The organism is Haloferax volcanii DS2 (genome assembly GCF_000025685.1).
Lineage (GTDB): Archaea > Halobacteriota > Halobacteria > Halobacteriales > Haloferacaceae > Haloferax > Haloferax volcanii.
Window position 1 is genome coordinate 1,850,294 of record NC_013967.1, and the last position, 26,152, is coordinate 1,876,445.

The following is a 26,152-nucleotide window of genomic DNA, read 5'->3' on the forward strand; positions in this document are numbered from 1 at the left end:
GTGTTGATGACACTCGTCGTGGTCGTCGGGGGCATCCCGGCGGCCGCAGCGGCACAACAGGAGACCACGGCCGTCTCCTTCGAGAACCAAGCGACCGGCGGGACGACCGTGACGGTCGACTCCGTCACGCTCCCCGACGGCGGCTTCGTGACGATTCACGACGCCTCCGTCACGGACGGCAACGTCCTCGGGAGCGTCGTCGGGTCGTCGGCGTACCTCGACGCCGGCACCCACGAGGACGTGACCGTCCACCTCGACGAACCGGTCGACGAGTCCGGCACGTTCGTCGCCATGCCCCACATGGACTCCGACGGCGACCGCGTCTACTCGTTCGTCGCGGCCAACGGCGAGGCGGACGGCCCGTACACGGCCGACGGGAGCGCCGTCGTCGACACCGCGACGGTCAACGCGAGCGCGACCGTCTCGATGTCCGACCAGCCCACGACCGGCGACTCGGTCGTGGTCGACCGGGTCGAACTCTCGCAGGGCGGCTTCGTGACGATTCACGACGCCTCCGTCACCGAGGGCGCGGTGTTCGAGAGCATCCGCGGCACCTCGGCGTACCTGCCCGCCGGCGTCCACGAGAACGTCCGCGTCGAACTGGACGCGCCCGTGACCGAGAACACGACGCTCGTCCCGATGGCGCACATGGACACCGACGGTGACGAGACGTACACCTTCCCCGAGTCGGAAGGCGAGACGGACGGCCCGTACACGGCTGACGGCAGTCCCGTCGTCGACACCGCGATGGCCATGCCGTCGGACAGCGCGAGCGTGAACTACACCGCGCAGGCCACCGGCGGCTACTCCGTCGTCGTCGACTCGGCGTACCTGCCCGACGGCGGCTTCGTGACGGTCCACGACGGGACGGTCACGGAAGGACAGGTCTTCGAGAGCATCCGCGGCACCTCCGCGTACCTCGAACCCGGCCTGCACCGCGACGTGCGGGTCACCCTCGACTCGCCGCTGAACGAGACGACGACCGTCGTCCCGATGGCGCACATGGACACCGACGGCGACGAGACGTACACCTTCCCCGAGTCGGAGGGTGGGGCCGACGGTCCGTACACGGCTGACGGCAGCCCCGTCGTCGACAGCGGCGAGGCGACCGTCTCCGCCAGCGTCGACTACACGACGAAGGCCTCGGACGGCGCGACCGTCGTGGTCGACCGGGTCGAACTCTCCGAGGGCGGCTTCGTGACGATTCACGACCCGTCGCTGTCGGGCGGCGCGGTGTTCGACAGCGTGGTCGGCACCTCGATGTACCTGCCCGCCGGCGTCCACGAGGACGTCGCAGTCACCTTCGATGAGCCGATTCGCTCCTCGCAGGTGCTCACCCCCATGGCGCACATGGACACCAACGACAACGAGGCCTACGACTTCGTGACCAGCGAGGGCGAGGCGGACGGCCCGTACACGGCTGACGGCGGCGCGGTCGTCGCCAGCGCCCACACCTCGGTCAACGCGGTCGTGACCGCGATGGACCAGTCCGGCGACGGCACGACCGTCACCGTCGACTCCGTCACGCTCCACGACGGCGGCTTCGTGACGGTCCACGACGCGACGGTCACCGAGGGCGCGGTGTTCGAGAGCGTCCGCGGCACCTCCGCGTACCTCGACGCCGGCACCCACGAGAACGTCGAAATCAGCCTCGACGCGCCGCTCGACGAGTCCGGCACCGTCGTCCCGATGGCGCACATGGACACCAACGGCAACGAGGCCTACGACTTCGTGACCGGCGAGGGCGAAAACGACGGTCCCTACGTGGCCGCCGGCGGTGCAGTCATCGCCACGGCCAACTACACGGTCGAAGGCACGATGTCCGAGACGACGACCGACGAGCCGACCGACTCGATGACAGACGAACCGACCGAGACGATGACCGACGAGCCCGCGACCGAGATGACTGACGAGTCGATGGAGACGACGACCGAGTCGTCAACCGACGCGCCCGGCTTCGGCCTCGTCGTGGCCCTCGTCGCGCTCGTCGCGGCGGCGCTCGTCGCCGCCCGGCGTCGGTAACCCCGCTGAGACGCACCGACCCACCACCACACAGAGGCACCCTTTTTCGTACGCCGCGCGGGCCACAAGCCACCCCCGCGCGGCACGCACCCCGATTCGGGGTTATTTTGCGCTGTCACACGTCGGAGAGCGTCCGCGTTCTGCCTAGCTAACAGACAGCTCTACCCTTGCCTGCAAGACAGCCGCTGTGTTCTGGTGAGTCTCTCAACTACGTCGGTTCGTCGTTGCACCCCAAAGCGCATACGAGACGAAGAGCGAAATTACGTCGATGCGACTGCCCTCCCGCAGAATCGTTCTCGCCGGTCTCTTGACCGGTCTCGTACTGGTCGCCGGTTGTACGTCACTGCTCTCCGACGATGAGTCACAGGATCTCATCGAGAACGAACGAGAATCAAGCTACTCGGTCACGGTCTTCCAAAGCGCCCACGAGACCCCCGAGAACCTTCCGACGTTACCACGGGGGACGGTCGCCAGAGACTCGTTCGGAGAGCGGAACTACGGACCGAGGCGAACTACACCAACGTCACTCTCCACGACCCGGTCCGTTCGGACCGTGTGTCGACCGTTCCGAATGGCAACAGTACGGTGTTTGTCGACGATTGGAACGAAAGCCAGACGACTGTTTACGTGGTCGAAACACACCAAAATGAACTGTTGGAGGTTTACGTCATGCAGTGTGGTCTCGACATGGCACTCACGTTCACGACCACGCCGGACGGGGAGTTTAGAACCACTTCACGCTGCGTTCAGGATGTCCACGGGTGATTACCACGCGCAAGTCGCGACTGCTTGACTGGACCCGACTGCATACACACTGTATTGGCCGCACAGCGTCCGGTCGTGTTATCTTCTGAGGTTTCAACAGGTCCTCCGATTTCGCTACGCAATCAGTAACCGGAGAGTTCACTAGCACCGACTACTCCGACGAACGCATCCGCGCCGCGTAGTCCCACGTGTGCACCCGCTCGGGTCGAATCCGAATCACGACCTCGTCGCGCTCGGGCGAGAGCAATCGCTTCGCCAGTTCCGAGTCGGTGTCGCCGAGATAGCGCGTGATGAGTCGCCGCAGCACTGCCTTCTCCGCGTCGGGTTCGACGGTCGCGGTGCCCCGGCCGCGGACGCCCCGGTACGGCGGGTCGTTCGTCGAGATTTCGAACGCCACGTCGTCGCGGGCGCGGAGGAATCGCACCACGTCGGCGTCGGCAGAGGTGGCACACCGGAGTTCGGACGCTTCGGGGTCCCACTCGTACCACAAAGAGAGCATCCAGAGGTCGTCCGCCGGGGTGCGACACGAGAGCCGAACCGGGACGGTCGCGTCGGCGAGGAAGCCGTCGACGCGGGCGCGTGACCACGGGCCGGTGGGGTCGGAGGCGTCCATACCGTCACTTCGTGGTCCGGGGGCTAAGTCGTGTAGGCCGAGTGGTCGGTCTCGGTCGCCGGGCGCGCCCGCAGAAGACAAGTTAATTGCCTATCGGGGGCCGAAAAGCGGGTATGACCGACTACTTCGAGGTTCACGCCCGCGACGGCGCCGCCCGAATCGGGGAGTTGCGGCTCTCCGACTCGGTGACGACGCCGGCGGTCGTGGACGACGTGCTCGCGGACGCCGGAAGTCTCTGGGCGGCCGAGCGCGAACTCCCCGACGGCTCCGACGACGTGCTGACCGTGCTCCCCCACCGCTCGCTCCCCGCCGGGAGCGCCGACGAGGTGCGCGAGTCGTTTTCGGTGGCCTACCCCGACGTGGACTTCCCGTCGGCCGCCGTCGTCACCGCCGACACGGCCGACGATTTCGGCGCTGACGCCTACGTCCTCTCCGACGCGCAGGGCTTCGTCGGCCACGCGCGCGCCTTCCGCGACAACGTCATCGAGGCGAAGGAGAACCTCCCCGCCGACACGGCGCTCGTGCTCTCGGGCGTCGCCACGCCCCGGAACGTCTCGCTTCTCGTCTACGCCGGCGTCGACCTCGTCGACGAGAAACTCGCCCGCGCCCGCGGGCTGGAGGGCTTCTACCTCACGAGCGACGGCGAGTACTTCCTCGAAGACCTCGACGAACTCCCCTGCGCCTGCGAGGCCTGCCGCAAACCAGCCTCCGAGTTCACCCGCGCCGACGCGGCCGACCACAACGCCAACGCCCTGCGCGCCGAACTCGCTCGGGTCCGGCGTCGCGTCCGCGACGGGCGGCTTCGGGACTACGTCGAGGGGCAGGCCCGCCACGACCAGTGGTTGACCGCCCTGTTCCGCCGGTTCGACCAGCAGTACAGTTTCATGGAACAGCGGGTTCCCGTCATCCGCGATTCGGAACTCACCGCGGCGTCCGAGGAGTCAATCGACCGCGTGGAGATTCAGCGGTTCGCCGACCGCGTGACCAAGCGCTACCGCAACCGCTTCGACAACCCGCTCGTGCTCCTGCCGTGTTCGGCCAAAAAGCCGTACAGCGAGTCACAGAGCCACCGACAGTTCCAGGAGGCCGTCCAGTACCGCGCACACATGGTGTCGATGACTTCGCCCATCGGCGTCGTCCCGCAGGAACTCGAACTCACCTACCCCGCCCAGCACTACGACTCGGTCGTCACGGGCGACTGGTCGGAAGACGAGAAGTCGTTCGTCGCCGAGGTGCTTCGGCGCTATCTGGAGCGCAACGACTACCCGCGAATCATCGCGCACCTCCCGCCGGGCGCGTACACGGACATCGTCGAACGCGTCGCCGACGACTTGGACCTCGACGTGGAGTTCACCGTCTCCGAACACCCGACGACGACGGAGTCCATCGGCAACCTGATGCGGACGCTCGACGGCGAACCCAAGTTCACTCGCGAGGAGCGCGAGCACAACGTCGTGAAGGCCCTCGCGGACTACCAACTCGGCCCGGACGCGGGCGACGCGCTCTTTTCGGACGTGGCGTTGGAGATGACGAGTCGGTATCCCAAACTTCAGGTGTGGAACGATGCAGGCGTGCAGTTGGCGACGATGGTCCCGCAGTACGGCGTGCTCTCCTTTACGCTCGAAGGCGCGAAGGTGTGGCGCGACAGCGACGCGCCGACGAAGACGGTCGAAATCGACGGCTTCGTTCCCCACGGCTCGGTCCTCGCGCCGGGCGTCGTCGACGCCGACGAAGACATCCGTCCGGGCGACGAAGTCGTCGTCGAGGGGCCGAAGGCGTTCGCCATCGGCCGCGCGGAGATGGGCGGCCGCGAACTGGTCGAGTCCACGCGCGGCATCGGCGTCGAAATCCGCCACGTCGAAGAGCGGTAATTCGGCCCCGGTTTGGGCGAGAGGTTTCCGACTCGACCGAACGCGACCCGACCGGACCCAAAACCGTCTGACACGCCGAGGCAATTCCCAAACCACTTTTCTGACATTTTGATTCTGATGGTTAATCAGCCTTTGAACGCCGCTAAATGGGCCGTTAATCGGTTTTCTATGCACAGGTCCATGGCAGAAATATCATGCCACTACAACTTTAAGTAGTATCACGGCCCAAGGTGGACAATGATGGCAGAACGACAGGAGAAAGAACGACCGGAGTTCGACGAGCTTCCCGACGAGGGGGCGGTAGACTGGATGATTACCCATGCGCTGTTGGCGGCGAGCGATTCGACCTCGCGGGCCTTAGAATCGCATCTGTTGCAGTCGCAGTACCACGGTGACGCCGGTTTCGACGCGGCGGTGACGGCGCGTCACATCGACGACGCAATCGACCGACACACGCGAATTCTCGAGGACTTACGCCTCGCGCGCGACGCGCTCGACCACCGGTAACTCGACCCGAGACCGCCGCGTTGTTGTTCCCCGCCGCGCGAGCCCGACCGGACGCCCTCCCACATAAGTTGTTTATTTAACAGCGGCTACGAACAACCGCGTATGAAGTTGGCCGTCCCAACTGACTTCGACATCCTCGAAGCGCTTTCAGATCGGAGGCGAAACACCGCCGTGAACCTCTCGTATATCCTCGATAAGAACCGCTCGTACATCAACACGCGACTGCCGATTCTCGCGGACTACGGCCTGTTGGCGCGAGTCGGGCCCGCGCCGAACTCCGGGCTGTACGAAATCACCGACAAGGGGCTGGTCGTCCTCGACAACCGCGACCAGTACCGAGCCGACGGCGTCGACTTCGACGCGCTCGTCGAGTCCGAACTCAGGGCGCGGACCGACGAGGCGAACGCCTAACAGGAGCAACGCGCCGCAACCGAAGGTCGGGACGGCCTTCGGAGGCACCCCGGCGCGCTGTTCCTCGCGCGGAGTGGCAACGCCGCTCAGCCCCGCGTTGTCGACGGGGCCGTGGCGTCGGGAGTCACCGCGCTGTGCTGCGACCGTCGCCGCCTTTTTGCCGCTTTGCCGCCCAGTTCGAGGTATGGCTATCGAACCACTCTCGCTCGGCGTTCCGAAGCCCATCATCGACTCGCTACCGGAGGCGGACGGCACGGCGGCACAGGACATGCAGCGCGCCGTCGAGGGACTCGAAACGCGACTGAACCGCGCAATCGAGGACGCCGACACGGAATCCGAGGCCGCCGGCTACGTCGTCGACGCGCTCGAACGCCTGGAAGGCCACTACGAGCGCTACGACGAGTTCATCCCCGAACTCCGCGCGTGGGGGCAGTCGCCCATCTACGCCATCGCGTGGCGGAACCTCCAAGCGGACCTCATCCTCCAAATCGAGGAGTACGACTGGCTGAAACCCCACATCGACCGCGAACGGAACCTCAGACTGGTCGAAGACGGCATCAGGTACGGCAAGTAGGTACGTCGCCCGCGGCGTCGACTGGGGTGTCGTTTCCGGAGCGAACGCTTGTTCAGTCTTGAAGAACTGTGGATAAAGAACACGACCGTGGACAACCTCGCCATATATAAAATTTATTCACCAAACTCGAATGCTTGTTTTCTGATTATATTAGTAGAATATATTCTAAAATAGCTATATAACTCGAATAGTATCATGAATGTCGGCAGATAATACTCTATATCGATACTCTTGACTCGACCCTCCTGTCCCTCAATAGTATTGTCTATTTAAAACACTACTACGCTCCGAAATTCGCCCTCTCACCTGTGTTCTCTCGTTCGGCGGCGGTTCGGATATCTCGCTCGACCACCGCGAGTCGGCACTTCCCTCTCCCTGCCCACTCCGTGGCAGACCGACCGGTTTGGTGTCGACCGACGCCGGCGGTGGCGGCGGGCTCGACTCGACCCGTCCGAGTGATTCATATGACAGCTATCCGGGACGACTTCCGCCGGATTCGAAGCACCTCGTTCGCGCCCGGCCGTTCGACGTCACCGACGCTCTCTGGAGAGACACAACAGCACAGTCGTTAGTGAGAGTCAGTAGTCGCGCCCCGTAAAGGGGTGACCGAACCTAATGGGGAAGGGGGGAAGGGGGGATGAGTTCGGTCATGTGGATGCGTCCGAGGGGTTACTCTGTACGGTGTTGCATCCAATTGAGTACAACCACTTCGGATATATAAATCATTCTGATTGTCAGCCCAGAGGACAGTCTCGGAGTTGGTGTAATAAGTGTAATGGTGTTATACAAGATGAAACGACTCCGGTACTCGGTAACGTAGCCTGCGATACGGCGGGACCTCTTTCCACCCATCATTAACGACACCTTCGACCGGGCCACCGCTCGCGTCAACCGCGCCGAAGAGTCCCCGTGGAATGCGTTCGCGACCTCCCGGACGACGCGGACGACGAGTTCGGCCGACTGTTCGAGCGGTTGTGGCCGTACGGAACGAACTCCAGCGGGTGTCGACTCCCGACGACGCGGACGCCGTGGAGGGCGCAGGAGAGTCGCGGCGTCCCTTCGAGTTCCCGACGACCGACGACTGACCGCGGTTCGCCTTCGGGCGGAGTTCGCCGGACCGGGGTTCGCTACGCTGCCTGCTTCTCTAACCACTCGCTCGCGTCGACGACGAGGTCGGACAGCGCCTCCTCGACGGACTCGTCGCCCGCGAGGCCGACGCTCCAGGTGACCTGCGACTGTATCGCTTGCAGGCTGAGCATCGTGTTTTGGACCCGCGACGCCAGCACTACCGGCACTGTCGCGTCGAACCGACGGATACCTTTGACCGCTTCGATGCCCTCGAACGCCGGCGGGGCGTGGAGGCAGATAACCAGATGCACCGGTCTCTCGGTCAATCGCTCGAACAACTCCCGACTCGACCCTACGAACTCGACGTTCACGTCGCGCTCTCTCGCCCCCAACCCCTCGGGCTGCGGGCCGTAAGCGAGGATGCGCGGCGTCGCCGCTATGCTAGTCTCGGACACGCATTCGACTGTTCGTCGAGAGGGTATTTGACAGTTTCTCCGACCCGAGTCCACGCCGGACGCCGACGGCGGTCGCGCTCGGCGTCGGACCGCGGGACCGGCGGGAGCTATCGTCGAGGCGGTCGGGTCAGAACAGCGAGTCGAGGCGGTCGTCGACGACGGCCTCCGTTCCGTCCTCGCGGTCGGCGGCGTCGCTCGCGATCCGTTCGCGGCGGTTCTGCTCGGCTTCGACGGCGGTCGACCGAATTTCGGCCACGCGGTCGCTCCGCGACACGTCGCCGAGGAGGACCAGCACGCCGACGTGGTTCGACTCCGAAAGCGGGTAGTCGCCCCCGCGGACCTCCATGCTCCCGGTCTGTTCTTCGACCCACGTCCGACTCCGCTCGACGGCCTTCCGGTTGAGCCACTCGGGCGGGCCGCTGACGACGACCAGCCCGCGGGAGGCGGAGTCGACGTCGCACGGGAGGGTGAGCTGTCCGAGCACAGCCTTCCGCGTCTGGGTCGTGATGCGGTTGATGGAGTCGAGTTCGTCCGTCGACGACGAATCCCCGCCCAAGAGCCCCTTGATGCTGAACCCGCCGCCGCCGTCGCTCTCGGGGAGTTCGCTTGCCGCGTAGCCGATCGTCGAGATGCCGCCGCCGCGGAGGGTGTTGATGACCTCCGAAGAGTCGACGACGCTCTCGGCGACCGTCCCCGACTCGGCCACTTCGCCCGAGGCGAAGAGGATGCCGAGGCGTCGCACGAGCACCTCGTTCATCGTGTCGTGGGCCTGCGCGACGTCCTCGCCGCTTTCGGCCCACGCCCCGTTGTCGAACGCGAAGACGTGGTCGGTCACGTCTACCAACGCCTTGAGCGACCGCGCGGCGTTGCGCGAGTACAGCGCGCCCTCGTCGGCGGCGGGGAGGATGCCGACGCCGTAGATGGGCTGTTCGTAGATGCGGTTGAGATGCTTTGCGAGCACGGGGGCCGCGCCGCTGCCCGTCCCGCCGCCGAGACCCGCGAAGATGAGAAACGCGTCGGCCGTGGAAGTCGGCGCGCCGTCGGTGCCCCGCAGAAGCTGTCGGCTGTCGCGCTCGGCGAGTTCGGCGGCGAGTTCATTGTCCGCGCCGACGCCGTGACCGCTCACCTCGTCCGCGCCGAAGAGAATACGGTTTTCCTCGGGAACGAGGTCGAGGCCGCGGAGGTCCGCCGACGCGGTGTTGTACGCGACCGCGTCGACGACGTAATCGGCGTTCGTGCGCTGTTCGTACCGGAGGAGGGCGTCGAGGACGTTCCCACCCGCTTGTCCCATTCCGAAGCAAAGGACCTTCATCGTCTCTCTTTGACACGTCATCAGTGGTGAATCTTCTGTTAGTTGCCTGCCACACCGAGTCGAACGCGCCGCCGGGGACGGGGTAGTTCTATACGACCCGGGCGAGAATCATCGGCAAACTGCATGACTTGTCCGCGGTGTTCACAGCCACTCTCGACGCTCTCGTTCGACGGTCGCGCGGCGCGCTACTGCGAGCGCTGCGGCTTCGTCGGCGTCGAGACCGTCCACGAGCGCGACGCGCCGAGCCGAGAGTCGTGGGACGACGCCATCGCTCGCTTCCACGAGCGGGCGCTCCGCGAGGCGCGCGAGCGGGACGACGGCGCGGGCGGTACCGGCGGAGCCGACAGCGGCGAGGCAACCGACGGCGACACCGCGGTCGAAGCCGAGCGCAACGGAGCCGGCGCGGAGGACGATGAGACGCACCCGGCGGACGATGCGACCGACGCGGCGGACGACGCCGAAGCCGAACACGGGGGCGGCGACACGACTGAAGACGTGGCTGCTGCCGGTGACGACGAGGGCGACGACGAAGCAACCGACCGCGAGCCCAGTGACTCGCAACTGAAAAACGGGGAGGACGGCGACCGCGGGGACCGCGCTGACCGCGCGGGCGACGAGTGACGCGCGCTCGCGCGTCGCCGGCGGCGCGTCGACCTCGGTCGTGACGTACTGTCCGGCCGGTGTGTCAGCTCGGACCGGCGCTCAGTTCGATTCCGGCGCGGCTTCGGCTTCCGGTTCGGGGTCGGAGGCGCCCCCGTCGGATTCCTCTTCGGAGCGGGCGGCGACGAGCGACCCGCGGGCGACGCTGTACAGGGGGCGGTCGATGCTCCGGACCTCGTTGACCGAGAACGGAATCGTCGAGTCTTCGAGGTGGTGTTCGAACAGCTCCTCGAAGCCCTCGGGGCTGGAGGTGCCCCCGGTGACGACGACGGGCACGTCGAGGCCCTCCTCGATGTCTTCCTCGTCGACCTCGCGTTCGATGTTCTCGATGACGTAGTCGAGGAGGTTCTCGTAGTAAATCGACAGCGCGCCCTCGACGCCGCCGACGTCCGTGCGGAAGTCGAGCTGGAAGTCGTCTTCCTTGATGGACGTGACCTTGTCGACGGCCGTCCCGGTGGCCTGGGCGGTCTGCTGGTCTATCCAGTCGCCGCCGCGGGCGATGGAGAACTGCATGACCGGCACCGCGTAGTACGCCAGGCAGATGTTCGTCATCCCCGCGCCGAACGAGACGCCGAGGCCGGTGAAGTTGTTGTCGGCGAGTTCGCTGTAAATGACCGCCATCCCCTCGTTGATGGGTTCGGGGTCGTAGCCCATGTCGCCGAGCATCGATTCGAGCGTCTTGTCGTGATACAGCGTCGAGAGGTCGGAGTCGATGGGGTCCGCCGGACTCGAATAAAACAGGCGCTCGTTCGGCCGGGAGGGCGAGCCGACGACCTGCTCGATGATGAGCTTAATCATCGGAATCGCGGAGGACTCCTCGCTGGAGAGGATGCCGTGTTGCATCGGCCGTCGCGTCTCCTTGCCGAAGATGTTCGCGAAGTTGAGCGCGTCGTCGCCGACGACGTACACCTTGTCGTCCTTGCGGATGTGGAGCACGTCGCTTCGCGAGAGCATCTGCTCCGCCATGTCGCTGTAATCGATTTCGACGAACGAGTTGCGCTGCTGGACAAATACGGTCTCACTCCCATCCTGACTCGCGGACAGGATGTTCATGGTTCCTACGTCAAGGCCTTTCGCCATACCTCACGCGTCGTAGGGCTGTCGCATAAATCTGTATGCGCGTTTGCGATTCGGTTCGGCCGGGACCGACGCCGAACCACCGTCGCGTCACTCCCTGACCGACGCCGCGTCAGTCCCCGCCCGCCGGCCCGCGACGCCTCAGGAGAACAGCCCGCGAATCCGGTCGACCAGTCCCTCGGCGTCCTCGCGTTCGGCCTCCGCCTGCTGTTGTTTCCGTAACTCGGCCAGCGCGGCGGTCTGGTCGTCCGTGCTGTCACCGACCGCCGTGTCCTTCTTCCCGCCGCGAAGTCCCTGGAGCCCCGCGACCGCGTCGTCGACGCCGCCGCCGCGCGTCTCGGTCGCTTTCGCGTTCTCGAAGCTCGCGCGGTCCGCGTCGTCGACGGCGGAGGTGTCGAGCTTCAGGCGGGTGGTCTCGGTCTTGCGGACGCCGCCCCACGACAGTTCGGTGTTCGACAGCGCCTCGTCCATGTCGCGGCGAACCTGCGCGGAGACGGCCTCCTCGTCTTCCTCGTCGGTCGCGTCGGCTTCTGCGTCGCTCCCGGCCGCGGCGGCGGCGCTCGTCCTCGCGCGGGCGAGTTGGAAGCCGACGAGCGACGTGCCGCTCGCGGCGACGACCGCCACCGCACCGAGCGAGTAGATGCCGACGATGCGGCCGCTCCGGTCGGCGTTCGCGGCGACGTTCCAGTTGTGGGGATACGCGCCGACGAACTGGACGACTGCGACCGCACAGACGAGCAGCCCCGCGCCCGCGAGGAGCTTCGGAAACCGGTACTGCGAGGGAAGCAAGACAACGACCGAGGCGAGGAGGAGGGGAATCCCGAGCGCACCGGTGACGCCCGCGACCTCGCGGAGTTCGTACTTGAAGATGTTCTCGGGCGGGATGCCGCCGCTCCACACGACCGCCGCGAGCGCGACGGCGAGCAGTCCGATAGCCGTAAAGAACAGTGCGAAGCCCGCGTAGACGGTCGTCTCGTCGGGGTCGGCGTCGACGTACCGTCGGTAGAGGGCGATGAGGGTGTTCTGCCCGTCACTCGACATACCTCAGACCATTCCCCCGCGCGACATATAATGTTCGCCGGACTCGGGTCGAACCGCGGCCGGGCGTTCGACTCGACTCGACTCGACTCGCCCCGACCCGACTCACGTCACGAGCCGCCGGCGGGCTCGACGGAGATGTCGTAGGCCGCGACCGTGTCGCCGAGGGCCGCCTCGGTGAGCGAGGGGTCCGCGTCGAACCGGGCGCTCGTGAATCGGGCGGGACCGTGGACGACGGTGTCACCGAAGGCCGCGGCGTCGGTCACGTGCGTGTACGCGAAATCCAGTCGCCCCTCGATTTCGACGCCGAACGTGAGCGTCCCGACGGTGCAGTCGGAGAAGTCGACGTCGCGTCCGACGCGGACGCCGGAGCAGAATAGCTCGTCACCGAAGCGCGCGTGGTCGCAGATGACGCTCCCGTCGACCGTGGTTTCGACCAGTCGCACGGGCGAGTCGGCCGAACAGACCGCGTCGGAGAGGTCGAACTCCCCGTCGACGGCCGCGCGGACGAACGACGCCGGTCCCGACCCGAACCGGGCGTTCCGGAAGCGGAGCGCCCGACCTTCGACGGTCGCGTTGTCGAAGTATACCGGCCCGTCGAACGCGCTGTGCGTGAAGTCGACGGGGCCGTCGCGGGCGGTCAGCCCCGCGCAGTCGACCCGGCCGCCGAAGGCGGCGGTCGTCGCGTCGATACCGCCGCCAACCGTGAGCCGAGTCGCGTTGAGTTCGCCGTCGACGACCACGTGTTCGAGCGAGAGTCCGCCCTCGACGGTCGCCGACGCGGCCACGACGCCCGCGCGGATGCGGCAGTGCGCCAGCGAGAGCCGGTGGTCGAACGCGGCGTTTCCGAGGTCGAGGCGGCCGCCCAGTCGGGTGTGGGAGAACCACGCCGGCCCGCCGAACCTCGATTTCGCGAGCGACACGTCGTCGTCGACGACGCCTTTCCTGAACGTCGCTCCGCCCTCGAAGCGCGCCTCGGTCGCCACGACGGACCCCGCACCGAAGCCGGTCGCGTCGAAGCGCTCGCTCAGTTCGGCCTCGCAGAGCACCCAGCGGTCACCGACTTGCAGGTGGCGACAGCTGACCGCTCCGGTGGCGTCGAAGCGCTGCATGCACACCGCACCGCCGACCGAGACGCGGTCGAGTCGGAGCGCGCCGTCGAGCGTCGCATCCCGGAGGTCGATATCCGATTTCACCATCGCGCCGCGGAAGTCCAGCCGCGCGTCGGGCGGGAGCGTCACCCCCGCGAGGCCGATGCGTTCGAACGTCGCGCCGACGAACGCCGAGGGTCGCCCGTCGTCGGTGACCGCCTCGCGGAGCGCCTCGGTGACGGCCGCGGGTCGCGTTTCTTCGACGGGGCGGTGGAACAGACAGCGGGCGGAGCCGTCGCTCGCGGGATGCGGACACCGCCACACCGACGACGACTCGTCGGCACCCGTCTCGTCGGCGGCGTCGAAGACGTGCTCGTAGGCACAGCGACCGTGTTCCACGTCACCTGACCGTTCATCGCCTTAATATAAATAGGTTGTCACTAAATCGGATGTCGTCGTCGTTCTCCCCACTCCTCCCGTCGCGTCGCGTCGCTCGAATCAGTCTCCGGCGAGCGGTGCGCCGACTTCGGCGTCTCCGACGACGGCCGAAAACGTCGCCGCGAACTCGAAGTCGCGGGCAGGAAGCGTGACCAGTCGAACCGTCTCGCCGGTGCTGTCGTGGAAGCCGACGATGGTCCGCTCCGGTTCGAGTTCGACGGAACAGTCGGCGAAGACGGGGCGGTTGAGCTGTATCGTCCGTACCTCCCGGACCTCCTCGGGGTTCGCCTGCTCGCCGTCGTGTCGAATCTGGACGAGTCGCGTCTCGGTCAGGAGCACCGTCATCTCCTCGTAGTGCCTCACCGACCGGAGCGTCTCGCGCTCGCCGACGAACTGATGAATCGACTCGTAGAGACTCATACGCCGCCTACTCGGTCCACTCGTATCAACGTATCTACAACAGTTTTCCGCGACCGCCTCGCGGCGTCCCCGCGGGCTGCGTGCTCACAGCCCGCGGTCGAATCGCCGGACCATCGGCCGCCCGTCAGAGGCAACCGGGCGGGACGGATAGGCGTGATTGGGCAATCGTGCTGTCCACATCCTGACTCATCGACTGCCCGCCGTACAGTCGTCGTTCGGAGTATATCAACGTTGTCCGACGGAGCGGCCAGTCGAGCGAAGTCGCCGCGGTCAGTCGGCGGCTTCGAGCGCCGGGTCACCCGTCAGGACGACGATGTCGGCCATCCCCCGTATCCACTTGAACGGCACTCGGACGCCGCGCGGGCCGACTTCCAACCCCTCCGGGGGGTCTTCGACGGAGACGAGAAGCGCGGTCACGCGGTCGGCGTCGAGGTCGACACAGAGGTCGACGGCCTCGCCCAATCGCTCGCCCGAGGCGGTGTACACGGGGCGGCCTTCGATACTCGGAATCGGTTCGATGCCCGTCGGTGACTGGGGGACCATACCTCCGGTATCGGACGTGTCAATAAAAAATACCTCGGTCGGCGCAGGCCGTGTCGGCTCCGCGGTTGCGACGCCTGCGGTGCGCTCGGTCCGGACGCGGTTTCCAGTTTCGGCGTGCGCCACCGTGACTGAAACGTCGTTTTAGGCGCTCGTGGCGGCGTGAACGGCGAATATCCACAATTTCCGATACGTATTTAGGCTCACCTAACAGATAGCTATCTGGTCAGGATAGCTGGGCCTCGGTGTTCCTTCCGTAGACCCACCACCACTACCGGGGCCTCTGGCCACATTCTGGTCTCCGAAGTCGCCGGCGAGCGCGCTTTTTTCCGGCAGCTGTTGGCCGTTGCGGCGGCCGTCAGCGGTGCCGTCATCCGCTCGGGATTCGTCGCTCTCGACTTCGTGCTCGACGCGGTCACCGTCTGGGGTTATCCGGCCGCGGTCGGCGTGATGGTCGTCTGCGCGGTCGTCAGTTGGCCGACCGACCTCCCCGGTATCCTGTCGAGCGAGTTCGGAGGCAGCGGCGGCGAACCGCCCGGAGCCGACCTCGGAAACGCGACTCGCCTCCGTCCGACTGCGCTGCGGTCAGTCGTCGTCTCGCTTCTCGTCGGTCGTAATCATCGACTCGCGGATGTCCTGTAACCGTTCGGTGCCGCGGAGTTCGGACATGTTCACGCCGAGGGCGTCCTCGTCCTCGTCGGTGGCGACGCCGCTCGTGAGGATGCTCCGGATGCCCTCCTCGACGGTCATGTCGATGTCGTACACGTCGTCGGCGGGGATGTAGGTGAGCAAGCCGCCGGTGACGGGGTTCGGTGCGAGCGGGAGGAACATCGAGACCATCTCCTTGTGGCCGGTCGACTGTTCGATGGTCGCTGGCGACCCCCCCGTCTGGAAGCCCAGCACGTACACGTCGTCGTCGAAACACTGGACGAGTTTCACGTCCTGGAACTCGTCGGCCCCCTCGTCGAGGACCACGTCGCCCATGCGGCGGAAGCTCTTGTACACCGTGCCGACGCCCGGAATCGACGAGACCACGAGGTCGAACACGCCGATTATCTTCTCGCCGTACTGGTTGCGACCGACGGTTCCCACGACTGCGACGATTGCGAAGAGGACCAACAGCGCGACCAACTCGGTGAAGAAGTCGACGACGAACGAGTAGACGCCGAGGTCGATGAGGAGGCTGATGAACTCGACGCTCTCGAAGCGGCTGATGACGCCCGCCCAGCGCAGGAGTTCGATGAACGGTTCGAGGGCGTTTCTGACGAAGTCGATGCCGACGCGCAGGACGTACAGCGTGATGACGATGGGAATCATAATCGCCACGCCCGTCAGCAGGGTGTTGTACGCCCGTTCGTACAGCGACTGACCGGTTTCCTTAGCGCTCACGGCGAGTGTACCCGGCGAGCGCGGAGGGTCTGCGGAAGACACGCCCGGAGATTCCCGTGGGCGGTAAAAATAGTACTGGCAGTCGAACCGTCTGTGTTTCAGGCGCGTGCCGGCGCTGACGCTCTGCGAGCGTCCGGCGGGAAGCGAGTCCGGCGAGCGCGACGAAAACGGGGACCACAAGCGGGCCGAGAAGATGCGGGTACGGTAACCGTGAGCGACGACGGAAGGCGAGACGGCGGCCCGTGCCGTCCCGAACGCGGGGTCAGGAGACGACTTCGAACCGTCCGACCGAGAGGTCGACCGCGAGCTGTTCGCGCGGGTAGACGAACTCCTCGTCGTCGTACATCGTCCGGACGGTCTCGTCTTCGATCTCCACCACCGTCTGTTCCGTACACAGCGTCGAATGCCGGATGGTCGACCCCTCCGTGATTACGTGCGGGGCGACCTCGAGTGTTTGCGTCATCGTTTCACTAACGGGCGGTGAATAGTATAATTCTTTCGCAACTCCGGAATCTAGTATCCAAATGTGACTATATAGTGGTATTGTCAGGTGGATTGTGCACTTTCTGTTGCGGTCGCCTTCACACCGATACGAGTCACTCTGACGGACTCGTAGTCGGACGATGACGGCAGTCGGGAGCGTCAGACGCGCCGCTATCGGGAGCGTCACCACTCGCGGACGGGACTCGCATGACTCGACTCGCACCGCGCCTCGGCGGTTCTCCCCGGCGCGCTACTCGCCGTCGAACGGGTCGCGCTCGGGGAGTTCGTCGTCGAGGACGGCCGCCACGGCGTCGACGAACGGCTCGTGGGCCGACAGCGCCTCGCGGAGCGCCTCGTAGTAGGCGACGGTGTCGCCCGCGAGGAACTGCGAGTCGACCCGCCAGAGCGTCCGCCCGGTGCCGAACTCGCCGGTGGGGAGGTCGTCGCGTTCGTCGCGCGCCTCGTCGAGCGCCGCGACGAGTCGGCCGCGGAGCGCCGCGTACGGCGAGTCGCCCGAGAAGTCGGCGTCGCCGTGGATACCGTCTTCGAGGTGGAGTTCGAGCCGGAACTGCCCGCGCTGGAGGGCGCGCGGCGTCGGGTAATGCTCGAAGTGGAGGTCGTAGCCGCGGTCGCGGCCGCGGTCCCACGCCGCGGGCGTGACGCGACCCCACGGCTTGCCAGAGTCGAGGGCGTGCCACGCGTGGGTGCCCCCCGGGGGCGACGCGCGGAGATAGTCGGCCCACTCGTACTGGAGGACCTCACGAGCGAGCTTCGCTACGGCGTCGCGGGTCGCATCGACCTGTAGCTCGTAGTCGAAATAGAAACTCGTTTCGTCCGCGGTGTCCGGGCCGTTCATACCTCCCTGCTAGACGCCCACACGGATAAAGATTCGACACAGACCCTCGAGGGCCCGTGTTCGTTCAGTTCTCGCGCCGTACTCGGCGTCCGACCCCGAACAGGAGCGCCGCGATGGCGACGTTCGTCGTTCTCGACGTAGCCCCCGTGGCCGTCGCGAAGGCGGCGGTCACGTCCGGCGAGGCGGACGCGTTCGCCGCCGACTGGACGCTCGAATCGAGCGCGCTCGCGTCCGCCTCAGCCGCGACGCCCGCCGCACCGGTGGGGAGCGTCGCGGCCGTGAGATCTAACACCAGTAAAAACGTTATAGTGTGTCTGAAAACCGGTCGTGGTGTCGCGTGCGAAAACGGAATTACTTAAATCTGATAATAACTCGGATACATTAGATATAGTAGACTATTCGAAGCGGTAGCCGGGGACCAACTGAACCAGATGGTGCAGACGCCGGCGCTCGCCCGAAAGCCCCCAAGAGACGCCCGGCGTCGAGTGTAGGGTGTCGCGCCGTCGGCGGGCGGTCAACGATGCTGGGCTTCGTTCTCAGAACCCCGTCACTCCGCCACTTGACCGTGGAGAGCCGCGAAGACGGACGGCGACGTTCCGTGATGGCCTCGGGAACGGCGGCGAGAGATGGAGGCTCTCGTAGGCCGTATCGGCCACCGCGAACTGTCCGTTCGAGCCGTGTTTCGTGTTGTTCGAGCCGCGTACCGTTCGCATCTCGTGGGTCCGGGCGGCACGCGGCCGTCTGTCGAACGTACTGGCTGGTCCGGCCGGACGTGTCTCCCGGGCGCGCTCACTGACATCGGTGAGCGCGTTTCCGGCCGAGTTGCGGCGGACACCACGGCCGAATACGCAGTAAATACACTATTTCAATCATACTTTGAAATCAAAGATGTTCCGTCGTCGCTCCCGGTGGGGCGGCGTCTCTCGTCGCGCCGATGCTCCTCCGGCCGAGTCACTCGGCGTTCTCATCGAGCGCGGCGCACACTCGGGTTCGAACGTCGGCGGGACTCGCCGCCGACGCGTCGCGCCGGGCCATCCGTCCGGTGACGAGGTCGAGGAGGTCGAGCGCGGTCAGCGCCTCACGGACCTCGGCGCGGTCGAGTCCGAGGCGACGCTCGACTTCGTACAGCGTCTTCGCGCCCGCGACTGCCGCACACACGTCCGCCGTCGAGCAGTCGAGCGAGGACAGCGACGCGGGAAGCGACGGGAGGTCGGTCGCGGTCGGCGACTCCTCGGTCGTCCCGCTCGTCTCGTCGGCGTCGAGCGCGACCGACTCGGCGTCCGCGTCGGCGTCCGGGGCCGCGTTCGATTCCGGTTTGGGAGACGGTTCGGGAGCCGGTTCGGACTCGGTCGCGTCCTCCGCGTCGGCAACGCTCGGCTCCGAGTTCCGCACTTCGTCGTCGCCGTCGCTCGTTCCGCCCGAAGACGCCGGTTCGGACGACGGGCCGTAGCTATCCGGCTCGTGAATCCCGCGTTGAATCATCTGGTTGCGGACGGTCTGTGGGGTCACGTCGACGCCGAGGGCGTCGGTCATCTCCTTGAACGTCTCGCAGGTCTCGTAGGCCTCCCGAAGCCGAACCGGGTCGTGATGGGCCGGTACCGTCTCGGGTTCAGTCTTCGCGTCTGCGTCCGCGCCCGTCGCTGTCTTTCGGCTGGCGTCCGCGTCCGCCCCCGCGGCCGCCTCGCCGGCGTCGTCGGCCGATTCCGCTGCGGCCCGGTCGCGCTCCGGCGCTCCGTCTTTCACCGTCGGGACCGCGGACTCCATCGTCGGCGGCGACGCGCCGGGGGTGACGGGTGGGTCGACCGACGAGTTGCGCGTCCCGGACCCGTCGGTTCGGGCGACCGGCGACGCAGTCGGTTCGGGGTCGTCCTCGCCGGCGCGTCCGGACGACATCGGTTCCGGTTCGGCGGCTCCGCTCTCCGGGGGCGCGAGCGTCACGTCGAGTTCGAGTCGAAGCAGGCCGTCGGTAACCGCCGCCGCGGGTGACGACACGCGGAGTCGGTTCGGGTCCACCGCGCACTCGGATGCGAGGTCGTACTCGACGGTGGCGGAAGCCGAGACACTCGCCGCGGTCGAATCGCCTCCGCTCGCCAGTTCGACCCCGATAACCGCGCCCGTCATCTCCGTCAACTGTTCGAGAACCGCCGTGAGTTCTCGGACGTTTCTGACCACTTCCATATGTGTGTGTCAACTGTCCCACACCGGATATAATTTCTTGCCGCCCACATCATCTAGTAATATATATTCTATACAGGCGTCTATTCCCTCGGTTCCCGGTGTCGCGGGCGGTCCGTGCCCGTCGTCGCCCCGTTCGGCCGCCGCCGTAGCTGTTTTTATCGTTGTGCCGTGATACCACGGATGTAATGGACGTGTCTCCGCTCCACGGCATCGCTCCGTTCAGCACGGGACAGCGTGCGATGCGAATTCTGCTGGTCGACGATGACGAAGCGATGGTGGATCTGTCCGCGACCTTCCTCGAACGCGAACCCGACGATGCCGAGACGGAGACGTACACCGACCCGGAGTCGGCGCTCGACGAACTCACAGACGGAGAGTACGACTGCGTCGTGAGCGACTACGACATGCCGGGGATGGACGGGCTCGAACTGCTGACGGCGGCGCGCGAGCGGTCCATCGAGATTCCCTTCGTCCTCTTTACCGGCAAGGGGAGCGAGGAGATTGCGAGCCGTGCCATCTCCGCCGGCGTCGACGAGTACCTCCAGAAGGGCGGTCCCGAGGAGTACCCGGTGTTGGCGAACAAGGTCTCGAACCTCGTCGAGAAGTACTGGGCCGAGACGCACATGCGACGCGGCTTTCTCGCCATCGAATCTGCCGAGGAGGGAATCGGCATCATCGACGACGACGGCGTCTACCAGTACCTCAACGAGGCGTACGCCGCGCTCTACAACCGCGACCGGTCCGAACTCATCGGTGAGCACTGGGACATCCTCTACCCGGCCGACGAGGCGCGACGCTTCCACGACGAAATCCTCCCGCAGCTCGAATCAGAGGGGTCGTGGCGGGGGCTTTCGACCGGTATCACCAAAGACGGCGAAGCCGTCCCCGAGCGCCTCGTGCTGACGCAGATGGACGACGGGGGCCACGTCTGCATCGTCCAAGAGCTCACCGAGGTCGACGCGCTGCGGGCGGAAGCCGAGCTGAAAGGCCGGGTGCTCGACGCCGTCGAAGTCGCCATCGTCGTCATCGACCCCTCGCGGCCTGACAACCCCATCGTCTATCTCAACGCGGCGTTCGAGACGCTCACGGGCTACGACGCCGAGTCGGTGACGGGGCGCAGCTACCGGTTCCTCTGTGGTCCCGAGACGGACCCGGAGACGGTCGCCGAGGTTCGGCGGGCCGGCGACGCCGGCGAGTCGATTTCGACCGAGATTCGCAACTACGACGCCCACGGCGACCCCTTCGTGAGCCGCCTCGATATCCGTCCCGTCCGGGACGACAACGGTGCGCTCGACTGTTCGATCCGCTTTCATCGTCCGGCCGACGACGCGGGGTCGTCCTGACGCGGCGGCCGATGGCTGTCGGCACCCAGATACTGGAAACGGTGGGGTGTCCGTCCCCGGTGTGAGTAAGAACTATGCTCGCGGCGGGTATCAGCCGCGACCGTGTCGGCCCACGTTCGACTCTATCAGGTCCTCGCCCTCTCCGCGTTCGGCTTCGCGACGTACCGGTGGTTCGATGACTCGCCGCTCGTCGCGGCCGGCTGGACCGCCGTCGGGCTGTGGTATCTGTACGCGCTCCGGTTCGGACCAGACCGCATCGACGAGTATGCCGTGGATACGTAACAAAAAGACGGACCGGCTGCGTCCGGGCTGTTATTCGTCCGAAGCGCGCTTGAAGAACGCCAGCGCCGCGCCGAACAGCGTCAGGTTCTGGAGGAACGACGTGAGCTCCTCGTCGCGGGCGTCGTCGTCGACGGCCCAGAAGTCGTGCATCGTCGGCGTGACGCCGGCGAAGAACGCCGCGATGCTCGCGGAGGCGAGTCGGGGAAGCTTCCAGAACCCGACGCCGAGGCTCCCGCCGAGAAGCAGGCCGGTCGCCGCGGGAACGAGTCGGTCCGCCTCGGGGACGCCTTTCGCCTCCGCGTAGGCGATGCGGCCGTCGAGGTCGGTCAGGTTGCGAATCGCCAGAATCGCGAGGCCGCTCGCGAAGAGGGCGCGGGCGAGCCGGGATGGCGTGCTGCGTTCGGATTCGTCGGTGTCTGTCATCACCGTTTGAAAGCGGATTGCTAATTATAAGCGCTCTGGTTACAGACCGCCCGGTACGCTTTTCATCGTTCTGCGCTCCGTCCGCCGACTTCGGCCGCTCTCGCGTCGCGGACTCCGCGGGCGCGCACTGCTGCGTCGGCTTCGCCCGGCACCACCATTATGTTCTCTTGGCGTCATCTACCACCGCGTATGGACTCATCTCGTGACGCGCCGCGTTCACTCTCGAAACCGGCGTCTATCGCCGTTCTCTACGTCGGCGGCGGTTGCGACTTCGCGGCGCGCTTGGAACGCGAGCGCGAGCGCTTTACGGTCCATACCGAGTCGGACCCGCGGGCCGCACTCGACCGGATTCGGGGCGGTGACGCGGCGTTCGACTGCGTCGTCTGCGACTAAGACCTGCCCGCCCTCGGCGGTCTCGACGTGCTGGACCGCGTCCGCGCCGAGTTCCCCGAACTACCGTTTATCCTCGTTACCGAACAGAGCGACGACGAGGTCGCGAACGAGGCGATTTCGGCGGGCGCGACCGACCACTTTCGCAAGCGCGACGACGCGGCCCGACACCAACTCCTCGCCGCCCGCATCGAGAACGCCGCCGAGCGCGCCCGAACCTCGCGAGCGCTCGAATGGGGGCTCACGGCCGTCGAGACCGCGCGCGACGCCGTCTGCATCCTCGACGAAGACGGGACGGTCGAGTACGCGAACGCGGCCTCTGCGACGCTGTTGGGCTCCGACCGCGAGGGCCTCGTCGGTCGCAGGTGGGGGTCGTTCGTCCCCGACGACGAACTGCAACCGACCCGCGACGCGATACTGTCCGAAGCCCGCGAGGGGCGCTGGTCGGGCCGGTCGTCGCTCGTCCGCGGGGACGGCGACCGCATCGAGGTGGAGCACACGCTCACGTCCACGAGCGACGGGTCGCTCGTCTGGACGGCGTCGCGCAGCGACACGCTCGAAGAGCGCCTGTCGCGTCGGGAGCGGGCGATGGACGAAGCGCCAATCGGCATCGTGCTCACCGACCCCAGCCAAACCGACAACCCCATCGTCTACGTCAACGACGAGTTCACCGCCCTCACCGGGTACAGCCGCGACGAGGTCCTGGGGCGGAACTGTCGGTTCTTGCAGGGCGAAGCGACCGACGAGGACGCCGTCGCCGAACTGCGGGCGGCGGTCGACGAGCGCGAGGCCGTGACGACCGAGCTACTGAACTACCGCAAGGACGGCACCGAGTTCTGGAACCGCGTGCGCATCGCGCCCCTGTTCGACGACGACGGCGTAATCGACTTCTTCGTCGGCTTTCAGGACGACATCACGCCGCGGAAGACGTGCGAGGAGCTCTTGCGGTCGAACACCGCGCGGCTCGAAGCCCTGTCCGAACACTCACCAGACCTCGTCGTCGTCCACACCGACGACGGCAGCATCCGAGACGTGAACCAACGGATGTGCGAGGAGTTGGGGTACAGCGAGGCGGAACTCGTCGGCAAGACCGTCTGGGAGCTCGACCCCACGTCCGAACCGGAGCGGTCGCGGTCGTTCTGGGCCGGCCTGCCGCCGAACGAACCCACCCGGTTCGAAGGTGCGCTCGAACGCCGCGACGGCACGACGTTCCCGACCGAAGTGCATCTCATCGAACTCAACGTCGACGGCGAGGACCTGTTCGTCGCGATGATTCGAGACATCAGCGAGCAGAAGCAACGGGAGGCCGAACTCGTCGAGCAAAACGAGCGACTCGACCGCTTTGCGAGCGTCGTGAGCCACGACCTCCGCAACCCGCTGCAAGTCGCGATGGGTCGGCTCGAACTGCTCGCAGACGACTGCGACAGCGACCACATCGACGATATCAGCCGGGCGCTGGACCGCATGGACGACCTCATCAGCGACCTGCTCGTCCTCGCCCACGACGGGAACGACGCCATGGATATCCAATCGGTCGCGCTGTCCGACCTCGCGCGGACGTGCTGGCAGAACGTGATGACCGGCGACGCCACGCTCACCGTCGAGACCGAACTGGGCCTCGACGCCAACCCCGAGCAACTCCAACAACTCCTCGAAAATCTGTTTCGGAACGCCGTCGAGCACGGCTCGACGGGCAACCAGACCGCGTCTGGTGACGCCGTTGAGCACGGCTCCGGCGACGGCGGCGTGGCCGTCACCGCCGGCGAGACCGACCGCGGGTTCTACGTCGAAGACGACGGCGTGGGCATCGACCCAGAGGACCGCGACACCGTGTTCGAGGCCGGCTACACCACGTCGGCGCAGGGGACCCGCTTCGGCCTGAACATCGTCTCGCAGATAGCGGCCGCACACGACTGGGAGGTGGGGTCACGGAGGGCACCGAGGGCGGTGCGCGGTTCGAGTTCCGCGTCGAGTGAGCGACCGACTTAGGCGTCGTCGTCCCCGAGGTCGAACTGCTCGTTCTCGGAGACCGCGTTGAGGACGACGCTCGTGTTCGACTCGCGAATCGGTGCCTCGCTCAACAGCGCCTTGATTTGGCGGTTCATGTCGTCGGTGTTCTTGAACTTCCCGACCGCGAGCACGTCGTAGTCGCCGGTGACCTCGTACACCGAGACCATCTGCGGTTCGTCTGCGAGCAGTTCGGTGACTTCCGCGAGGGCGCTGCCCTCGACTTTGAGGTGCATGACCGCGGTCACGTCGTAGCCGAGCGCGTCGTAGTCGACGCGGGGCGTGTAGCCCTCGATGATGCCCTCGTCTTCGAGGTCTCGCAGGTGATTCGAGACGGTCGTCACCGACACGTCGAGCTCTTCGGCGAGGCTCCGAAGGCTGCGTCGCCCGTCTTCGAGGAGTGCGTTGATGAGGTCGGAATCGAGGTTCTCGTAGGTCATCTTCGGGAATTTTGCGTGTGATTGTGATTAATCTCCCGGTCTAAATTGACGATTCGGTGAATCGTCGCCCAGTGGCGTCCGGAAACTAGGTCGAACGTGACGGTCGAAGCGCGTTTGTCGTGCGGCCGCCTCGTCGCACCCGGCCGTTTTCGAGCGGACGTGCGATAAACGAATATCTCACACTTTCCTCTCACCCGTTCACAATATGAAAATAGCGAATAATTATTTATGTTACTCAGGACTGAGTGAGTCTGAGGAAACACAATGGCAGCAAGGGACACTGGAAACGGAGATGCGGCAGACGAGACGACTCGGGAGACACGACGCGGCATCGAGCGGCGCGACGTTCTCAAATCGGGAATCAGCCTCGCGGCGATAGCTGGGGTCGCGGGCTGTCTCGGGGGCGGGTCGGACGACGAGACCACCACGACGACCGCCGCGGACGACGGCGGCGGCGACCCGGAGACCACCGGCGAGACGACCGAAAGCGGCGGGTCGGAGGGTGAGACGACGAACGTCGCAATCGTCTCCAGTCCGGCCGGCTTCGGTGACCAAGCGTTCAACGACCTCGCGCTGCAAGGGCTTCAGACGGCGGCCGAGGAGTACGACATCGAGATTCAGCAGGTCGAGGAGACGAACCAGTCGAACTACCAGACGGTTCAGTCTCGACTCGCCGAGAGCACGAACCCCGACTACGACCTCGTCGTACTGGTCAGCTACAACCACACGCAGGCGCTCCAGACGAACGCCGAGGCGTACCCGGACCAGAACTGGATGTTGATTAACGACTCCATCGACCAGCCGAACGTCGCGGGGTACACGTGGGCGAACCACCAGATGTCGTTCCAGGCGGGCGTGCTGGCGGGGACGATGACGACCCGCGAACTCCCCTACGAGGGGAACTCGCTCGACCCGGACTCGTCGACCGTCGGGTTCGTCGGCGGCGTCGACGGCTCGCTCATCAACGCCTTCGAGCGCTCCTACCGGGCGGGCGTCGAGTGGGTCGACGAGAACCTCGACGTCACCGTCGGCTACATCGGGAACTACACGGACACGCAGACCGCCAACAACATCGCCACCTCGCAGTACGACGCCGGCGCGGACATCGTCTACCACGCGGCGGCGGCGGCGGGACAGGGCGTCTTCCAGGCGGCGCAGGACGCAAATCGCTTCGCCATCGGCGTCGACGCGGACCAGTCCGTCACGCTCCCCGAGTACCAAGACGTCATCATGGGCTCTGCGGTGAAGTACATCAACGAGGGGACCTACGAGGTCGCGGAGGCCACCGTGCAGGACAACTGGTCGGCGGTGCAGGGCTCGAACATCCTCGGTCTCGAAGAGGAGGCCGTCCGCGTCGTCTTAGGGCAGGCGGTCGGCGACGAGCTTCCGGACGTGGTCACGGAGAACCTCGAAGCGGCGAGAGAGGCCATCATCAACGGCGACGTCACCGTGCCGTGTAGCGCCAGCGGCTGCTAGCGACGCAGCCATGGCACCACCTC

The 26,152-nt window shown here is 66.0% G+C and carries 24 protein-coding genes and 2 pseudogenes; 11 read left to right on the forward strand and 15 right to left on the reverse strand.

Annotation, left to right across the window (positions count from 1 at the left end; translation table 11 throughout):
- Window positions 1-6: 6 nt before the first annotated feature.
- Window positions 7-2,022, forward strand: a complete 2,016-nt coding sequence (locus HVO_RS14330; RefSeq protein WP_004041889.1) for a DUF7282 domain-containing protein — start codon at window positions 7-9, stop codon at window positions 2,020-2,022.
- Between the two features lie 916 nt (window positions 2,023-2,938).
- Here HVO_RS14330 and HVO_RS14340 read toward each other — a convergent pair.
- Window positions 2,939-3,400 (reverse strand): pyridoxamine 5'-phosphate oxidase family protein, encoded by a 462-nt coding sequence (locus tag HVO_RS14340; RefSeq protein WP_004041891.1) that lies wholly within the window; start codon window positions 3,398-3,400, stop codon window positions 2,939-2,941.
- A 113-nt stretch (window positions 3,401-3,513) separates the two neighbouring features.
- Here HVO_RS14340 and arcS point away from each other — a divergent pair, with 113 nt between their 5' ends.
- The 4 genes from arcS (at window position 3,514) to HVO_RS14360 (ending at window position 6,763) form a co-directional block, all read left to right on the forward strand.
- Entirely contained in the window at window positions 3,514-5,271 is a 1,758-nt protein-coding gene (gene arcS, locus HVO_RS14345) for an archaeosine synthase (protein WP_004041892.1), read from the forward strand.
- A gap of 237 nt (window positions 5,272-5,508) precedes the next feature.
- Entirely contained in the window at window positions 5,509-5,778 is a 270-nt protein-coding gene (locus HVO_RS14350) for a hypothetical protein (protein WP_004041893.1), read from the forward strand.
- A gap of 102 nt (window positions 5,779-5,880) precedes the next feature.
- The gene (locus HVO_RS14355) at window positions 5,881-6,189 is read left to right on the forward strand and encodes a helix-turn-helix domain-containing protein (protein ID WP_004041894.1); all 309 of its coding nucleotides are present in this window, start codon (window positions 5,881-5,883) and stop codon (window positions 6,187-6,189) included.
- A 184-nt stretch (window positions 6,190-6,373) separates the two neighbouring features.
- Window positions 6,374-6,763, forward strand: a complete 390-nt coding sequence (locus tag HVO_RS14360) for a hypothetical protein (RefSeq protein WP_004041895.1) — start codon at window positions 6,374-6,376, stop codon at window positions 6,761-6,763.
- A gap of 1,127 nt (window positions 6,764-7,890) precedes the next feature.
- On the opposite strand, the gene HVO_RS14365 is transcribed toward HVO_RS14360, so the two are convergent.
- The gene (locus HVO_RS14365) at window positions 7,891-8,286 is read right to left on the reverse strand and encodes a response regulator (RefSeq protein WP_004041896.1); all 396 of its coding nucleotides are present in this window, start codon (window positions 8,284-8,286) and stop codon (window positions 7,891-7,893) included.
- Window positions 8,287-8,413: 127 nt separating this feature from the next.
- Window positions 8,414-9,598, reverse strand: coding sequence for a tubulin/FtsZ family protein (locus HVO_RS14370; RefSeq protein ID WP_013035415.1), 1,185 nt, complete (start codon window positions 9,596-9,598; stop codon window positions 8,414-8,416).
- A 123-nt stretch (window positions 9,599-9,721) separates the two neighbouring features.
- Between HVO_RS14370 and HVO_RS14375 the strand changes: the two genes are divergently transcribed.
- Entirely contained in the window at window positions 9,722-10,219 is a 498-nt protein-coding gene (locus HVO_RS14375; RefSeq protein WP_004041898.1) for a zinc finger domain-containing protein, read from the forward strand.
- An 81-nt stretch (window positions 10,220-10,300) separates the two neighbouring features.
- On the opposite strand, the gene HVO_RS14380 is transcribed toward HVO_RS14375, so the two are convergent.
- From HVO_RS14380 to HVO_RS14400, 5 genes are all read right to left on the reverse strand, one after another.
- Window positions 10,301-11,338, reverse strand: coding sequence for a disk-shape morphogenesis protein volactin (locus tag HVO_RS14380; protein WP_013035567.1), 1,038 nt, complete (start codon window positions 11,336-11,338; stop codon window positions 10,301-10,303).
- A 138-nt stretch (window positions 11,339-11,476) separates the two neighbouring features.
- Complete coding sequence (locus tag HVO_RS14385; protein ID WP_004041900.1) at window positions 11,477-12,376, reverse strand: DUF7139 domain-containing protein; 900 nt, start codon at window positions 12,374-12,376, stop codon at window positions 11,477-11,479.
- 107 nt (window positions 12,377-12,483) lie between these two features.
- Window positions 12,484-13,863 carry a pentapeptide repeat-containing protein gene (locus tag HVO_RS14390; RefSeq protein WP_004041901.1) on the reverse strand — a complete coding sequence of 460 codons (1,380 nt, stop codon included), beginning with the start codon at window positions 13,861-13,863 and terminating at the stop codon, window positions 12,484-12,486.
- 99 nt (window positions 13,864-13,962) lie between these two features.
- Window positions 13,963-14,322: a hypothetical protein gene (locus HVO_RS14395; protein ID WP_004041902.1), complete on the reverse strand. Its 360-nt coding sequence runs from the start codon at window positions 14,320-14,322 to the stop codon at window positions 13,963-13,965.
- 270 nt (window positions 14,323-14,592) lie between these two features.
- A complete protein-coding gene (locus HVO_RS14400; RefSeq protein ID WP_004041903.1) occupies window positions 14,593-14,865 on the reverse strand; it encodes a PRC-barrel domain-containing protein in 273 nt (90 codons plus the stop codon).
- Window positions 14,866-15,201: 336 nt separating this feature from the next.
- Here HVO_RS14400 and HVO_RS21570 point away from each other — a divergent pair.
- Window positions 15,202-15,387, forward strand: a pseudogene (locus HVO_RS21570) (hypothetical protein); the annotation flags it as partial.
- A gap of 60 nt (window positions 15,388-15,447) precedes the next feature.
- On the opposite strand, the gene HVO_RS14410 reads toward HVO_RS21570, so the two are convergent.
- The 5 genes from HVO_RS14410 to HVO_RS14430 form a co-directional block, all read right to left on the reverse strand.
- Window positions 15,448-16,251 (reverse strand): DUF502 domain-containing protein, encoded by an 804-nt coding sequence (locus HVO_RS14410; protein WP_004041905.1) that lies wholly within the window; start codon window positions 16,249-16,251, stop codon window positions 15,448-15,450.
- Window positions 16,252-16,513: 262 nt separating this feature from the next.
- Entirely contained in the window at window positions 16,514-16,714 is a 201-nt protein-coding gene (locus HVO_RS14415) for a hypothetical protein (RefSeq protein ID WP_004041906.1), read from the reverse strand.
- A gap of 270 nt (window positions 16,715-16,984) precedes the next feature.
- The gene (locus tag HVO_RS14420) at window positions 16,985-17,590 is read right to left on the reverse strand and encodes a hypothetical protein (protein ID WP_004041907.1); all 606 of its coding nucleotides are present in this window, start codon (window positions 17,588-17,590) and stop codon (window positions 16,985-16,987) included.
- 64 nt (window positions 17,591-17,654) lie between these two features.
- The gene (locus HVO_RS14425) at window positions 17,655-17,882 is read right to left on the reverse strand and encodes a hypothetical protein (RefSeq protein ID WP_004041908.1); all 228 of its coding nucleotides are present in this window, start codon (window positions 17,880-17,882) and stop codon (window positions 17,655-17,657) included.
- Between the two features lie 659 nt (window positions 17,883-18,541).
- Window positions 18,542-19,768 (reverse strand): hypothetical protein, encoded by a 1,227-nt coding sequence (locus tag HVO_RS14430; protein ID WP_004041909.1) that lies wholly within the window; start codon window positions 19,766-19,768, stop codon window positions 18,542-18,544.
- Between the two features lie 185 nt (window positions 19,769-19,953).
- Here HVO_RS14430 and HVO_RS14435 point away from each other — a divergent pair, with 185 nt between their 5' ends.
- Both HVO_RS14435 and HVO_RS14440 read left to right on the forward strand, forming a co-directional pair.
- Window positions 19,954-21,111: a PAS domain-containing protein gene (locus tag HVO_RS14435; RefSeq protein ID WP_004041910.1), complete on the forward strand. Its 1,158-nt coding sequence runs from the start codon at window positions 19,954-19,956 to the stop codon at window positions 21,109-21,111.
- Window positions 21,112-21,213: 102 nt separating this feature from the next.
- Window positions 21,214-21,393, forward strand: a complete 180-nt coding sequence (locus HVO_RS14440) for a hypothetical protein (RefSeq protein ID WP_004041911.1) — start codon at window positions 21,214-21,216, stop codon at window positions 21,391-21,393.
- Window positions 21,394-21,423: 30 nt separating this feature from the next.
- On the opposite strand, the gene HVO_RS14445 is transcribed toward HVO_RS14440, so the two are convergent.
- Window positions 21,424-21,816, reverse strand: a complete 393-nt coding sequence (locus tag HVO_RS14445; RefSeq protein WP_004041912.1) for a DoxX family membrane protein — start codon at window positions 21,814-21,816, stop codon at window positions 21,424-21,426.
- A gap of 189 nt (window positions 21,817-22,005) precedes the next feature.
- On the opposite strand from HVO_RS14445, the pseudogene HVO_RS14455 reads away from it, so the two are divergent.
- Window positions 22,006-24,182 (forward strand): annotated as a pseudogene (locus HVO_RS14455) (PAS domain S-box protein).
- A 9-nt stretch (window positions 24,183-24,191) separates the two neighbouring features.
- Here HVO_RS14455 and lrp read toward each other — a convergent pair.
- Complete coding sequence (gene lrp / locus HVO_RS14460; RefSeq protein WP_004041915.1) at window positions 24,192-24,653, reverse strand: HTH-type transcriptional regulator Lrp; 462 nt, start codon at window positions 24,651-24,653, stop codon at window positions 24,192-24,194.
- Window positions 24,654-24,917: 264 nt separating this feature from the next.
- On the opposite strand from lrp, the gene HVO_RS14465 reads away from it, so the two are divergent.
- Window positions 24,918-26,129: a BMP family lipoprotein gene (locus tag HVO_RS14465; RefSeq protein ID WP_004041916.1), complete on the forward strand. Its 1,212-nt coding sequence runs from the start codon at window positions 24,918-24,920 to the stop codon at window positions 26,127-26,129.
- Window positions 26,130-26,152 lie beyond the last annotated feature (23 nt).

What these genes read in the sequence shown, in the direction of transcription:
- HVO_RS14330 (WP_004041889.1), top strand. Translation starts at nt 7, where the DNA reads ATGACACTCGTCGTGGTCGTCGGGGGCATCCCGGCGGCCGCAGCGGCA.
- HVO_RS14340 (WP_004041891.1), bottom strand. Translation starts at nt 3,400, where the DNA reads ATGGACGCCTCCGACCCCACCGGCCCGTGGTCACGCGCCCGCGTCGAC.
- arcS (WP_004041892.1), top strand. Translation starts at nt 3,514, where the DNA reads ATGACCGACTACTTCGAGGTTCACGCCCGCGACGGCGCCGCCCGAATC.
- HVO_RS14350 (WP_004041893.1), top strand. Translation starts at nt 5,509, where the DNA reads ATGATGGCAGAACGACAGGAGAAAGAACGACCGGAGTTCGACGAGCTT.
- HVO_RS14355 (WP_004041894.1), top strand. Translation starts at nt 5,881, where the DNA reads ATGAAGTTGGCCGTCCCAACTGACTTCGACATCCTCGAAGCGCTTTCA.
- HVO_RS14360 (WP_004041895.1), top strand. Translation starts at nt 6,374, where the DNA reads ATGGCTATCGAACCACTCTCGCTCGGCGTTCCGAAGCCCATCATCGAC.
- HVO_RS14370 (WP_013035415.1), bottom strand. Translation starts at nt 9,598, where the DNA reads ATGAAGGTCCTTTGCTTCGGAATGGGACAAGCGGGTGGGAACGTCCTC.
- HVO_RS14375 (WP_004041898.1), top strand. Translation starts at nt 9,722, where the DNA reads ATGACTTGTCCGCGGTGTTCACAGCCACTCTCGACGCTCTCGTTCGAC.
- HVO_RS14380 (WP_013035567.1), bottom strand. Translation starts at nt 11,338, where the DNA reads ATGGCGAAAGGCCTTGACGTAGGAACCATGAACATCCTGTCCGCGAGT.
- HVO_RS14385 (WP_004041900.1), bottom strand. Translation starts at nt 12,376, where the DNA reads ATGTCGAGTGACGGGCAGAACACCCTCATCGCCCTCTACCGACGGTAC.
- HVO_RS14395 (WP_004041902.1), bottom strand. Translation starts at nt 14,322, where the DNA reads ATGAGTCTCTACGAGTCGATTCATCAGTTCGTCGGCGAGCGCGAGACG.
- HVO_RS14400 (WP_004041903.1), bottom strand. Translation starts at nt 14,865, where the DNA reads ATGGTCCCCCAGTCACCGACGGGCATCGAACCGATTCCGAGTATCGAA.
- HVO_RS14415 (WP_004041906.1), bottom strand. Translation starts at nt 16,714, where the DNA reads ATGACGCAAACACTCGAGGTCGCCCCGCACGTAATCACGGAGGGGTCG.
- HVO_RS14420 (WP_004041907.1), bottom strand. Translation starts at nt 17,590, where the DNA reads ATGAACGGCCCGGACACCGCGGACGAAACGAGTTTCTATTTCGACTAC.
- HVO_RS14430 (WP_004041909.1), bottom strand. Translation starts at nt 19,768, where the DNA reads ATGGAAGTGGTCAGAAACGTCCGAGAACTCACGGCGGTTCTCGAACAG.
- HVO_RS14435 (WP_004041910.1), top strand. Translation starts at nt 19,954, where the DNA reads ATGGACGTGTCTCCGCTCCACGGCATCGCTCCGTTCAGCACGGGACAG.
- HVO_RS14445 (WP_004041912.1), bottom strand. Translation starts at nt 21,816, where the DNA reads ATGACAGACACCGACGAATCCGAACGCAGCACGCCATCCCGGCTCGCC.
- lrp (WP_004041915.1), bottom strand. Translation starts at nt 24,653, where the DNA reads ATGACCTACGAGAACCTCGATTCCGACCTCATCAACGCACTCCTCGAA.
- HVO_RS14465 (WP_004041916.1), top strand. Translation starts at nt 24,918, where the DNA reads ATGGCAGCAAGGGACACTGGAAACGGAGATGCGGCAGACGAGACGACT.